Annotated in this window: 13 protein-coding genes and 1 rRNA gene; all 14 read left to right on the top strand. The window is 38.1% G+C overall.

Annotated features, from left to right (window positions below):
• Window positions 1-67: 67 nt before the first annotated feature.
• Window positions 68-1969 carry an ATP-dependent zinc metalloprotease FtsH gene (gene ftsH, locus AC1DTM_RS04215; protein ID WP_016106821.1) on the top strand — a complete coding sequence of 634 codons (1902 nt, stop codon included), beginning with the start codon at window positions 68-70 and terminating at the stop codon, window positions 1967-1969.
• Between the two features lie 221 nt (window positions 1970-2190).
• Complete coding sequence (locus AC1DTM_RS04210) at window positions 2191-2979, top strand: type III pantothenate kinase (protein WP_016106822.1); 789 nt, start codon at window positions 2191-2193, stop codon at window positions 2977-2979.
• 6 nt (window positions 2980-2985) lie between these two features.
• On the top strand, window positions 2986-3861 hold the full coding sequence (gene hslO / locus AC1DTM_RS04205; protein WP_016106823.1) for a redox-regulated molecular chaperone HslO: 876 nt from the start codon (window positions 2986-2988) through the stop codon (window positions 3859-3861).
• Between the two features lie 117 nt (window positions 3862-3978).
• Window positions 3979-4902 carry a cysteine synthase A gene (gene cysK, locus AC1DTM_RS04200; protein WP_002107314.1) on the top strand — a complete coding sequence of 308 codons (924 nt, stop codon included), beginning with the start codon at window positions 3979-3981 and terminating at the stop codon, window positions 4900-4902.
• A 222-nt stretch (window positions 4903-5124) separates the two neighbouring features.
• Window positions 5125-6522, top strand: coding sequence for an anthranilate synthase component I (gene trpE / locus AC1DTM_RS04195; RefSeq protein ID WP_016106824.1), 1398 nt, complete (start codon window positions 5125-5127; stop codon window positions 6520-6522).
• 5 nt (window positions 6523-6527) lie between these two features.
• Window positions 6528-7115, top strand: a complete 588-nt coding sequence (gene pabA, locus AC1DTM_RS04190) for an aminodeoxychorismate/anthranilate synthase component II (protein ID WP_002113273.1) — start codon at window positions 6528-6530, stop codon at window positions 7113-7115.
• Window positions 7109-7981, top strand: coding sequence for an aminodeoxychorismate lyase (pabC, locus tag AC1DTM_RS04185; RefSeq protein WP_016106825.1), 873 nt, complete (start codon window positions 7109-7111; stop codon window positions 7979-7981). The genes pabA and pabC overlap by 7 nt, the downstream gene beginning before the upstream one ends.
• Window positions 7956-8816 carry a dihydropteroate synthase gene (folP, locus tag AC1DTM_RS04180; RefSeq protein WP_002107320.1) on the top strand — a complete coding sequence of 287 codons (861 nt, stop codon included), beginning with the start codon at window positions 7956-7958 and terminating at the stop codon, window positions 8814-8816. The genes pabC and folP overlap by 26 nt, the downstream gene beginning before the upstream one ends.
• Window positions 8817-9179 (top strand): dihydroneopterin aldolase, encoded by a 363-nt coding sequence (gene folB, locus AC1DTM_RS04175; RefSeq protein WP_002159624.1) that lies wholly within the window; start codon window positions 8817-8819, stop codon window positions 9177-9179.
• Window positions 9176-9691 carry a 2-amino-4-hydroxy-6-hydroxymethyldihydropteridine diphosphokinase gene (folK, locus tag AC1DTM_RS04170; RefSeq protein WP_016106826.1) on the top strand — a complete coding sequence of 172 codons (516 nt, stop codon included), beginning with the start codon at window positions 9176-9178 and terminating at the stop codon, window positions 9689-9691. Before folB ends, folK begins: the two co-directional genes overlap by 4 nt.
• Entirely contained in the window at window positions 9643-9846 is a 204-nt protein-coding gene (locus AC1DTM_RS04165; RefSeq protein ID WP_002009706.1) for a helix-turn-helix domain-containing protein, read from the top strand. The genes folK and AC1DTM_RS04165 overlap by 49 nt, the downstream gene beginning before the upstream one ends.
• Before the next feature lie 23 nt (window positions 9847-9869).
• A complete protein-coding gene (gene dusB / locus AC1DTM_RS04160; RefSeq protein WP_002159621.1) occupies window positions 9870-10868 on the top strand; it encodes a tRNA dihydrouridine synthase DusB in 999 nt (332 codons plus the stop codon).
• A gap of 160 nt (window positions 10869-11028) precedes the next feature.
• Complete coding sequence (gene lysS / locus AC1DTM_RS04155; RefSeq protein WP_016106827.1) at window positions 11029-12528, top strand: lysine--tRNA ligase; 1500 nt, start codon at window positions 11029-11031, stop codon at window positions 12526-12528.
• Between the two features lie 401 nt (window positions 12529-12929).
• Window positions 12930-13123, top strand: a 16S ribosomal RNA gene (locus tag AC1DTM_RS04150); the annotation flags it as partial.

Below are 13123 nucleotides of genomic sequence, written 5' to 3'. Positions count from 1 at the left end.
ATTGTATAGGAAATTTTTTCTATGTTACGATTTACTATAGTGTTTATGCCGTGAGAGGAGGTTAGGAATGAATCGTATCTTCCGTAATACCATCTTTTATTTACTGATATTCTTAGTAGTAATTGGAATCGTGAGCTATTTTAATGGTTCGACGCAAAAAACGACATCAGTTAGCTACGATAAATTCATTACTCAACTTGAAAAAGGTGAAGTGCGTAATGTGCAGCTTCAACCGAAAAATGGTGTGTTTGAGGTAAAGGGACAATTCAAAACTTCTAGCCAAGGAGAACAATTTGTTACTTATGCACCAAATACTGAGGAATTACAAAAGAAAATTAATGATAAAGCGCAAGGGGCTGAAGTTAAGTATCAACCAGCAGAAGAAACAAGTGCTTGGGTAACGTTCTTCACTTCTATCATTCCGTTTGTCATTATCTTCATTTTATTCTTCTTCTTATTAAATCAAGCTCAGGGCGGCGGTAGCCGTGTTATGAACTTCGGGAAAAGTAAGGCGAAGCTATACAATGATGAAAAGAAAAAAATTCGTTTCAGAGATGTTGCTGGAGCGGATGAAGAGAAACAAGAACTTGTTGAGGTAGTTGAATTCTTGAAAGACCCTCGTAAGTTCGCTGAAGTTGGTGCCCGTATTCCGAAGGGTGTTCTATTAGTGGGACCTCCAGGTACAGGTAAAACTTTACTAGCACGTGCTGTTGCAGGTGAAGCAGGCGTTCCGTTCTTCTCTATTAGTGGTTCTGACTTCGTAGAGATGTTCGTCGGTGTCGGTGCATCCCGTGTACGTGATTTATTTGAAAATGCAAAGAAAAATGCTCCTTGTATCATTTTCATTGATGAAATTGATGCAGTAGGACGTCAACGTGGCGCGGGTCTTGGCGGTGGTCATGATGAGCGTGAACAAACGTTGAACCAATTGCTTGTTGAAATGGATGGATTCGGTGCAAACGAAGGTATTATTATCATCGCTGCGACAAACCGTCCTGATATTCTTGATCCAGCGTTATTACGTCCAGGTCGTTTTGACCGTCAAATTACAGTAGATCGTCCAGATGTAAATGGTCGTGAAGCTGTACTTAAAGTACACGCTCGTAATAAACCGCTTGATGAGAATGTCAACTTAAGAGCAATTGCAACTCGTACACCAGGATTCTCTGGTGCCGATCTTGAAAACTTATTAAACGAAGCTGCTTTAGTAGCTGCGCGTCAAGATAAGAAGAAAATTGATATGAGTGACATCGATGAAGCGACGGATCGTGTTATTGCAGGTCCAGCTAAGAAAAGTCGTGTTATCTCTGAAAAAGAACGTAATATTGTTGCATTCCATGAGGCTGGTCATACTGTAATTGGTGTTGTCCTTGATGAAGCAGATATCGTTCATAAAGTAACAATTGTCCCTCGTGGTCAAGCTGGTGGGTATGCGGTAATGCTTCCGAAGGAAGATCGTTACTTCATGACAAAACCAGAGTTACTTGATAAAATCACTGGTTTACTTGGTGGTCGAGTAGCTGAGGAGATTGTATTTGGTGAAGCAAGTACAGGTGCTCACAACGACTTCCAACGTGCGACTGGTATTGCAAGACGTATGGTTACAGAATTCGGGATGAGTGATAAGCTTGGACCGATGCAATTTGGTAGCTCACAAGGTGGTCAGGTATTCTTAGGAAGAGACTTCCATTCAGAACAAAACTACAGTGATGCAATCGCGCATGAAATTGATGTGGAAATGCAAATAATTATTAAAGACTGTTATGCTCGTGCGAAACAAATTCTTACTGAAAAACGAGATAAGCTTGATATTATCGCGAAAACGTTACTTGAAGTAGAAACATTAGATGCAGAGCAAATTAATCATTTATATGATTATGGCAGATTACCTGAGCGTCCAACACCTTCAGATGATGTGAAAGTAAACATCAATATGAAGAAAGACGATGAAGATACAGAAGATAAGTAAGAAACGAAGGAGTGACAATAGTCACTCCTTTTTTTTGTGGAATGAATGTAAGTAGCAAAAAAATTAAATGAAACTATTATTAAAAATTGAAATAGAGAGTAATCTTTTTGTACAATGATGAGTATAGAAAAACTGATTATATAAGTATGTGTGATATGATGTTTTTATAAGTTTTATACATACTGCGCAAATGTAGATTAAATAAGATAAGTGGTGAGAATATGATTTTTGTATTGGATGTAGGGAACACAAATGCGGTACTAGGTGTGTTTGAAGAGGGGAAACTTCTTCAGCATTGGCGCATGGAAACAGACCGTCATAAAACAGAAGATGAGTATGGGATGCTTGTAAAGCAGTTACTTGAGCATGAAGGTCTTTCTTTTGAAGATGTGAAAGGTATTATTGTGTCTTCAGTCGTACCGCCAATTATGTTCGCTTTAGAGCGTATGTGTGAAAAGTATTTTAAAATTAAACCGCTTGTAGTGGGGCCTGGGATAAAAACTGGCTTGAATATTAAATATGAAAATCCACGTGAAGTAGGCGCGGACCGAATTGTAAATGCAGTAGCAGGAATCCACTTGTATGGAAGTCCGCTTATTATTGTTGATTTTGGTACGGCTACTACATATTGTTATATTAACGAAGAGAAGCATTATATGGGTGGCGTCATTACGCCAGGAATTATGATTTCGGCAGAGGCTTTATATAGCAGGGCAGCAAAGCTTCCTCGTATTGAAATTACAAAACCAGGTAGTGTTATCGGGAAGAATACAGTAAGTGCAATGCAATCAGGTATTCTTTATGGATACGTTGGACAAGTGGAAGGTATTGTTAAGCGCATGAAGGAAGAAGCTAAGCAAGAACCGAAAGTTATTGCAACAGGTGGATTAGCAAAATTAATTTCAGAAGAATCAAATGTAATTGATATTGTAGATCCGTTTTTAACGTTAAAAGGTTTGTATATGTTATATGAACGTAATGCAAATTTACAACATGAGAAGGGTGAATAAATAAGTATGAAAGATTATTTAGTAAAAGCGTTAGCGTTTAATGGAGAGGTTCGTGCTTATAGTGTACGTACAACAAATACAGTAAGTGAGGCGCAAAAACGTCATGATACATGGAGAACAGCTTCAGCGGCACTTGGTCGTTCTTTAACTGCGGGTACAATGATGGGCGCTATGTTAAAAGGCGAGCAGAAGTTAACGATTAAAGTAGAGGGTAACGGCCCGATTGGTCCTATCTTAGTCGATGCTCATGCAAATGGGGATGTACGTGGTTATGTAACGAATCCGCATGTTGATTTTGAAGGAACGGAACAAGGAAAATTACGTGTATATCAAGCGGTAGGTACAGAAGGATTTGTAACGGTAATTAAAGATATCGGTATGCGTGAACCATTTATCGGTCAATCTCCAATTGTTTCAGGAGAACTAGGGGAAGATTTCACATATTATTTCGCGGTTTCTGAGCAGACACCTTCTTCTGTAGGTGTTGGTGTTCTTGTAAATGGAGATGATAGCGTATTAGCGGCGGGTGGATTTATTCTTCAAATTATGCCAGGTGCGCAGGAAGAAACAATTTCATTTATTGAAGAGCGTCTGCAACAAATCCCGCCGGTATCACAATTAATCGAAAAAGGTCTTTCTCCAGAAGAATTACTGTATGAAGTGCTTGGAGAAGATAAAGTGAAAGTGCTAGAAACAATGGATGTTCAATTTAATTGTACATGTTCACGTGAGCGTATTGAAAGTGTGCTAATTAGTTTAGGTAAAGCGGAGTTAGAACAAATTCGTGCAGAAGAAGAAGAGACGGAAGTTCACTGTCACTTCTGTAATGAACGACATAAATTCGCTAAAGAAGATATTACAAGTCTAATTGAGAGCCTGTAATAAAGAAGTTTAGRTGGAGAATCAGCCGCCCAAATAGATTGACAAACAGGGAATTTTCTGACAAAATCTAAATATAGATAAAACCAATAAAAATACTCGGTGTTAGGAGTGACAGGAATGCGAGTGGCACAATCAGTTTCAGAATTAATCGGGAAAACGCCGATCGTTAAGTTGAACCGCATCGTAGAATCAGACAGCGCAGATGTATACTTAAAATTAGAATTTATGAATCCGGGGAGCAGTGTTAAAGATCGTATCGCGTTAGCTATGATTGAAGATGCTGAAAATAAAGGATTATTAAAAGAGGGCGATACAATCATTGAGCCGACAAGTGGTAACACAGGTATTGGCTTAGCGATGGTAGCAGCTGCTAAAGGATATAAGGCAATTTTAGTAATGCCAGAAACAATGAGTATTGAGCGTCGTAATTTATTACGCGCTTACGGTGCTGAATTAGTATTGACTCCAGGACCTGAAGGAATGGGCGGAGCAATTCGAAAGGCAACTGAATTAGCAGAAGAACATGGGTACTTTATACCACAACAGTTCCAAAATCAAGCGAATCCAGAAATCCATCGTATAACAACAGGTCCAGAAATTGTTGAACAGATGGGGGATCAATTAGATGCGTTTATCGCAGGTATTGGTACAGGTGGAACAATTACAGGTGCCGGTGAAGTGCTGAAAGAAGCTTATAAAGATATCAAAATTTACGCGGTAGAACCTGCGGATTCACCAGTATTATCTGGTGGAAAGCCAGGACCACATAAGATCCAAGGAATTGGAGCGGGGTTTGTTCCGGAGACATTGGATGTAGAGGTATATGATGAAATTATTCAAGTGAAAACGGAGCAAGCGTTCGAATATGCGAGAAGAGTGGCTAGAGAAGAAGGTATTTTAGTTGGTATCTCTTCGGGAGCAGTCGTTTATGCAGCGACAGAAGTTGCGAAGAAATTAGGTAAAGGGAAAAAGGTACTTGTTATTATCCCAAGTAACGGTGAACGTTATTTAAGTACACCACTTTATCAATTTGAGTCATAATTGAATGCGATTTGAAAAGCATCCTTAAAAAAGGATGCTTTTTCTTTTTTGATTGGAAAAAGGAAAAGAGTGAATGACTAGAAAACTTCATGTAAAATAAGAAGTAGTATAATTAATTTATTTTCACTAGCCCTCAAGTATAATCATTCTCTATATAAATAATTTTATGTAGTTTGAGTTGATTGGCTTAAGAGGGTGGATAACAGAAGACGGGGTGTTGATATGCAACGAAGAAAATCTTTAGCGCTTTCTATTCCATATCAGTTAGATTTCTTTAAGCAATATAAATTTCTTTCTCAGGATAAGTCGCAACATATTTTGTTAGAAAGTGGACGTGGTGGTCGTTATAACATTGTTGGGCTGGATCCAGTAGCGGTAATTCAGGGTAAGAATGAGACGTTACATATAAGTGAAAGTGGTAAGGAAACAATAGAACGAGGGAATCCATTAGATTTAATGCAAGCGTATATGGAGAAATGGAAAACGGATTATAATCCGGAGTACCCACCTTTTCAAGGTGGGGCAATTGGATACTTTAGTTATGATTGTATCCGTTATATTGAAAAACTTTCTTCTCTTGCGAAGGATGATATTAATATACCTGACATATTCTTTTTGTTATTTGATGACGTGTTTGTGTATGATCAACAGGAGAGAGTATTATGGATTATTACGCATTATGTAGATGAGTGTGAAGAGGCAGAAGAGCGATTAAATGAATGGAAGGTTCTTTGGATGAAAGAAGCACCCAAAGTGACTATGCCGTTTGAATGTCCTGAAAAGAAAAATGAAGCAGTCGCTTTTACGGAAGAGGGCTTTATGAAGGCCGTTGAACGTATTCAAGAATATATTGGAGCGGGTGATGTGTTTCAAGTAAACTTGTCGACAAGACAAGAAAGAACATTACAAACACATCCACTAGAAATATATACAAGTCTTCGTGAAATTAATCCATCTCCATATATGGGTTACTTGGAGTTTGGAGATTTTCAAATTGTTAGTGCTTCGCCTGAATTACTAATTAAAAAGCAAGGAAAAGAAGTGAGTACAAGACCAATTGCCGGTACGCGCTCTCGAGGAGCAAGTGAGCAAGAGGATGAGGAATTAGCGAAAGAATTAATTGAAAACGAAAAGGAAAGAGCAGAGCATGTAATGCTTGTGGATTTAGAACGAAATGACTTGGGCCGTGTTTGTAAATATGGCACTGTTGAAGTAGATGAATTTATGGTAATTGAAAAATACTCACACGTTATGCATATTGTTTCTAATGTGCGTGGTGAGGTGGAAGCAGATAAAGATGCTTTCGATTTGGTGAAGGCTGTATTTCCTGGTGGGACAATTACCGGTGCCCCGAAAATACGTACGATGGAAATTATTGAAGAATTAGAACCTGTTCGCCGAGGAATTTATACGGGTTCAATTGGTTGGATTGGTTATTCTGGAGATACGGAATTGAATATTGTAATCCGAACACTACTTGCTAAAGATGGACAAGCGCATGTGCAAGCTGGAGCGGGTATTGTGATTGATTCAAATCCAAAAAATGAATATAAAGAGTCGTTAAAAAAAGCAATCGCTTTATGGCGTGCAAAAGAAAGTAGCGAAGAAACGGTTAGGTGAGAGAAATGATATTAATGATTGATAATTATGATTCTTTTACATTTAATTTAGTACAGTTTCTTGGAGAACTTGGACAAGAGCTTGTTGTTAAGCGTAATGATGAAGTGACTATTTCGGATATTGAGAATATGAAACCGGATTTTTTAATGATTTCGCCAGGTCCATGTAGTCCTAATGAGGCGGGAATCAGTATGGATGTTATTAAATATTTTGCAGGTAAGCTTCCGATTTTTGGGGTCTGTCTTGGACATCAATCCATTGCACAAGTATTTGGAGGGGATGTTGTCAGGGCAGAGCGTTTGATGCATGGAAAAACATCTTTAATGCATCATGATGGGCAGACGATTTTTTCTGATATTCCAAATCCATTTACCGCGACACGTTATCACTCTCTTATCGTAAAAAAAGAGACGTTACCGAATTGTTTAGAGATAACATCTTGGACTGAAGAAGGTGAAATTATGGCGCTTCGTCATAAAACGTTGCCGATTGAAGGGGTACAATTCCATCCGGAATCTATTATGACTTCTCACGGGAAAGAGTTGCTACAGAATTTCATTCGCAAATATAGCCCAAGTGTGACATCGTGTTAATTTACGTAAATGGTACGTATGTAGAAGCGAGTGAAGCGAAAATTTCTCCGTATGACCACGGTTACCTATATGGGCTTGGGGTTTTTGAGACGTTTCGTATTTATAATGGTCATCCCTTTTTATTGGATGATCATTATGAACGCTTAATGGGTGCGCTCGATATATTGCAAATCAAATGGACAATGACAAAAGATGAAGTGATGCTTATTTTAAAGAATCTACTCGTTAAGAATGGGTTAAAGCATGCATATGTGCGCTTAAATGTATCGGCGGGTATAGATGAAATAGGATTACAAACGGAAGTATATGAAGAACCGTCTGTTATTGTTTTTATAAAACCTTTAGCAGCTCCAGGGAATGTAGTGGAAAAAGAAGGAGTTATGTTAAAGCAAGTGAGAAATACACCAGAGGGTGCATTTCGCTTGAAGTCCCATCATTATTTAAATAATATTTTAGGGAAACGCGAAATTGGAAATGTTGTGAATAAGGAAGGTGTTTTTCTTACCGAAACAGGTTATGTTGCAGAGGGTATTGTTTCGAATCTCTTTTTTGTTAAAGGGGATATTTTATATACTCCTTCATTAGAAACAGGGATTTTAAACGGAATCACTCGTGCGTTTATTATAAAGGCTGCTGAAGAGCTAGATATAGAAGTAAAGGAAGGTTTCTTTACAAAAGATGAATTGCTTTCAGCGAATGAAGTGTTCGTAACGAACTCTATTCAAGAGATTGTCCCCCTTTATCGTATAGAGGAGAAAGATTTCCCGGGTAAAGTGGGAGTGGTTACAAAAAGACTTATGGATCTTTATGGAGTACAGAGAGAGAAATTGTGGAGCAGAAATGAATTGCGAAGAGGAGATGTGTAGTTTGAAGTGGGATTATGATTTGCGCTGCGGCGAATATACATTGAACTTAAATGAAAAGACATTAATTATGGGGATTTTAAATGTAACGCCAGATTCATTTTCTGATGGTGGGAGTTACAACGAAGTAGATGCTGCAGTGCGACATGCGAAAGAAATGAAAAATGAAGGTGCTCATATTATTGATATTGGCGGCGAATCTACTCGACCGGGTTTCGCTAAAGTTTCAGTAGAAGAAGAAATAAAGCGAGTTGTTCCAATGATTCAGGCAGTGTCAAAAGAAGCAAAGCTACCTATTTCTATTGATACGTATAAAGCTGAAGTTGCGAAACAAGCGATTGAAGCTGGTGCTCATATTATTAATGATATTTGGGGAGCGAAGGCTGAACCGAAGATTGCTGAAGTTGCAGCTTATTATGATGTGCCTATTATCTTAATGCATAACCGAGATAATATGAACTACCGCAACTTAATGGCTGATATGATTGCTGATTTGTATGAGAGTATTAAAATTGCTAAAGATGCGGGCGTGCGAGATGAGAATATTATTTTAGACCCAGGTATTGGCTTTGCGAAAACACCTGAGCAAAATTTAGAAGCGATGCGTAATTTAGAGCAGTTAAATGTACTGGGTTACCCAGTACTATTAGGTACTTCAAGAAAGTCCTTTATTGGCCATGTATTAGATTTACCAGTGGAGGAACGTCTTGAAGGAACGGGCGCTACCGTTTGTCTTGGTATTGAAAAGGGCTGTGAGTTTATCCGTGTTCATGATGTGAAAGAAATGGCGCGTATGGCTAAGATGATGGATGCAATGATTGGTAAGGGGGCAAAGTAATTGGATAAAATTTATATCCATGATATGGAGTTTTACGGTTATCATGGTGTATTCCCGGAAGAAAATAAATTGGGTCAGAGATTTAAAGTGGATTTAACGGTGGAGTTGGATTTAAAACGTGCAGGAGAAAGTGACGACTTAGAGCATTCTGTCAATTACGGGGAGCTTTTCGAACTATGTAGAAAAGTTGTTGAAGATAGAACGTATAAGCTTGTAGAAAGTATCGCTGAAAATATCGCTACAGATATATTGAAACAATATGAGGGTATTTCACAATGTACAATTAAGGTAATTAAACCAGATCCGCCGATACCGGGGCATTATCGTGCTGTAGCGGTAGAAATTACGAGAGAACGTCCATGAATAATATAGCGTACATTGCATTAGGTTCGAATATTGGGGAGCGTTATATTTATTTAACTGAAGCAATTCAGTTTTTAAATAAAAACCAGCATATCCAAGTCGATGATGTTTCGTCTGTATATGAAACTGATCCGGTTGGCTATACTGACCAAAATTGCTTTTTAAATTTAGTTATAAAAATTTCTACCAATTTATCACCGCAAGAATTATTGAAAGTAACGCAAAAGGTAGAGAATGACCTAGGAAGAAAAAGGGAAATTAGATGGGGCCCGAGGACCATCGACCTTGACATTTTACTATATAATCAAGAAAATATTGAAGCAGAGAATCTTATTGTTCCGCATCCGAGGATGTTCGAAAGAGCTTTTGTTATCGTTCCGTTGTTAGAGATTAATCAAGATATAAAACAAAACATTTCATGTTCACAAGTAGAAGAAATGAAAAGGCGAGAGGGAGTAACGGTATGGAAGCAGAAAAATGGGGAAGACGCATTCGTGCTTTTCGAAAGCTAAAAGGCTATACGCAAGAAGGTTTTGCGAAAGAATTAGGGGTATCTGTATCGGTTTTAGGTGAAGTTGAGAGGGGCAATAGATCACCTTCCCAAGATTTTGTAGTAGAAGTCGCTAAAACATTAAACGTTTCAATAGACGAATTGATGCCAAAGTGACCGTAAAGGAAGGAGTAAGTCGGGTGTTAAAGATTGCAAATATTGAGATGAAAAATCCAGTTGTACTAGCACCGATGGCGGGAGTGTGTAACTCTGCATTCCGTTTGACAGTAAAAGAATTTGGTGCAGGTTTAGTTTGTGCTGAAATGGTAAGTGATAAGGCAATATTACTTAATAACAAAAGAACATTAGATATGTTATATATCGATGAGAGAGAAAAGCCATTAAGTTTACAAATTTTTGGTGGAGAGAAAGAAACTCTTGTAGATGCTGCGAAATACGTAGATAAATATACGACAGCAGATATTATTGATATTAATATGGGTTGCCCAGTACCGAAAATCACTAAGTGTGATGCGGGAGCAAAGTGGCTTTTAGACCCAAATAAAATATATGAGATGGTAGCGGCAGTTGTAGATGCAGTTGAAAAACCAGTTACAGTTAAAATGCGTATTGGTTGGGATGAAGATCATATTTTTGCAGTTGAAAACGCTAGAGCTGTTGAGCGTGCTGGCGGGCAAGCTGTAGCAGTTCATGGACGTACACGAGTGCAAATGTATGAAGGGAAAGCGGATTGGGATATTATTAAACAAGTAAAGCAATCTGTGAATATCCCGGTTATCGGAAATGGTGATGTGGAAACACCGCAAGATGCAAAGCGTATGCTTGATGAAGTTGGTGTAGATGGAGTTATGATTGGTCGCGCTGCTCTTGGAGACCCGTGGATGATTTATCGTACGGTAAAGTATTTAGAGACAGGTGAATTAATGCCGGAACCAACAGTGCGTGAGAAAATTGATGTATGTATGTTGCATCTAGATCGTCTTATCGATTTAAAGAACGAAAATGTCGCTGTAAGAGAGATGAGAAAGCATGCAGCTTGGTATTTAAAAGGTGTTCGTGGTAATGCGAGTGTGCGCAATGGTATCAATATTTGTAACACACGTGAGGACCTTGCGAATTTATTAGGTGCATTTGTAGAAGAAGTAGAAGCGAAACAACAAACAATTTATGTTGGTTAATAAGGGGACATAGGAGATTGACATTCTTCTATACACTTCCTATAATTACGTGAAAGAAAGAAGAACTGCCAGTTGGTTGCTGGCAGTTTTTCTAGTTGAGTAGAAAATGCTATACTGTATATATTGTAAAATTTAATAGAGCTGGAGTGATATCAATATCATGGATAACATGAACCACGAAGAATTAAACGACCAATTGCTTGTTCGTCGTGAAAAGCTACATAATTTACGTGAGCAAGGAATCGATCCGTTCGGTAAACGATTTGAACGCACAAATTCAACAACGGACTTAGTAAGTCTATATGGAGAATTCTCTAAAGAAGAATTAGAAGAGAAAGAAATCACTGTTTCTATCGCTGGTCGTATTATGACAAAACGCGGTAAAGGAAAAGCGGGATTTGCGCACGTTCAAGATTTACAGGGGCAAGTTCAAATTTATGTTCGTAAAGATACTGTTGGAGATGAAGAGTACGAGTTATTTACGACAGCAGATTTAGGTGACTTAGTAGGTATTGAAGGTAAAGTGTTCAAAACAAACGTTGGAGAACTTTCAGTAAAAGTAACAGGATTTACACTTTTAACGAAATCTCTTCGTCCATTACCGGATAAATATCATGGATTAAAAGATGTTGAACAACGCTACCGTCAACGTTACTTAGACTTAATTACAAGTATGGAAAGTCGTGAAACGTTCGTTACCCGTAGTAAAATCATTCGTGAAATGAGAAGATATTTAGATGACAACGGTTATCTTGAAGTAGAAACGCCTATGATGCACGCGATTGCAGGTGGAGCATCTGCTCGTCCTTTCACTACGCACCATAATGCGTTAGATATGGAATTGTATATGCGTATCGCAATTGAACTTCATTTAAAACGTCTTATTGTGGGCGGATTAGAAAAAGTTTATGAAATCGGCCGTGTATTCCGTAATGAGGGTGTATCAACTCGTCATAACCCTGAGTTTACGATGATTGAATTATATGAAGCGTACGCTGATTATAATGATATTATGAAACTAACAGAAAATATGGTTGCTCATATCGCGAAAAAAGTATTGGGTACAACAACAATCCAATATGGTGATTATGAAATTAATCTAGAACCAGAATGGACACGTCTTCATATGGTAGATGCAATTAAGCAACACTCTGGAGCCGATTTCTGGAATCCAATGAGTGTAGAAGAAGCGCGTGAACTTGCAAAAGAACATAATGTAGAAATTAAGGATACAATGGAAGTTGGTCATATTATTAATGAATTCTTCGAACAAAAAGTAGAAGATAAATTAATTCAACCGACATTTATTTACGGTCATCCGGTAGAGATTTCACCACTTGCGAAAAAGAATGATGAAGATCCACGATTCACAGATCGTTTCGAATTATTCATTGTTGCTCGTGAACATGCGAATGCATTCACTGAGTTAAATGATCCAATCGATCAAAAGGAACGTTTTGAAGCTCAATTAAAAGAGCGTGAGCAAGGTAATGATGAAGCTCATATGATGGATGATGACTATATCGAAGCTCTTGAGTATGGTATGCCTCCTACGGGCGGATTAGGAATCGGTATTGATCGTCTTGTTATGTTATTAACAAACGCACCATCTATTCGTGACGTACTATTATTCCCAGCTATGCGCCATAAACAAGACTAAGCTTTGGAGATTTCTCCAAAGCTTTTTTTATTTCTTTATTTGAGGGGAGAGAAACCTTCTATTAAAAAGAAAGTGAGATTATTGCTCGTTGAATGGATGCCAGATTAAAAAACTATACTTATATAGAAGAAAGGTGCTGTTTTTATGCTTTTTTACTAAGTTGAAAATTTTATTAGAAAAACTATTGCATTTCATTTTTCCACATGATATATTAATAACCGTCGCTGATGCGGAAACGCAGAAAACGACAAAAAAGAAATTGAAAAACTTAGTTGACATCGAAAAATGAAGATGTTAACATAAGGAAGTCGCAAATGAGCGACTAAGTAGTTCTTTGAAAACTGAACGAAACAAACAACGTAAACGTCAATTTTTATTTTTAGATGCTAGACAAACTAACTTTATTGGAGAGTTTGATCCTGGCTCAGGATGAACGCTGGCGGCGTGCCTAATACATGCAAGTCGAGCGAATGGATTAAGAGCTTGCTCTTATGAAGTTAGCGGCGGACGGGTGAGTAACACGTGGGTAACCTACCCATAAGACTGGGATAACTCCGGGAAACCGGGGCTAATACCGGATAATATTTTGAACTGC

It is taken from the genome of Bacillus sp. P4_D3, assembly GCF_056401855.1.
Note: the sequence above shows the minus strand (reverse complement) of the source record. Positions and strands in the feature narration are given on the sequence as shown.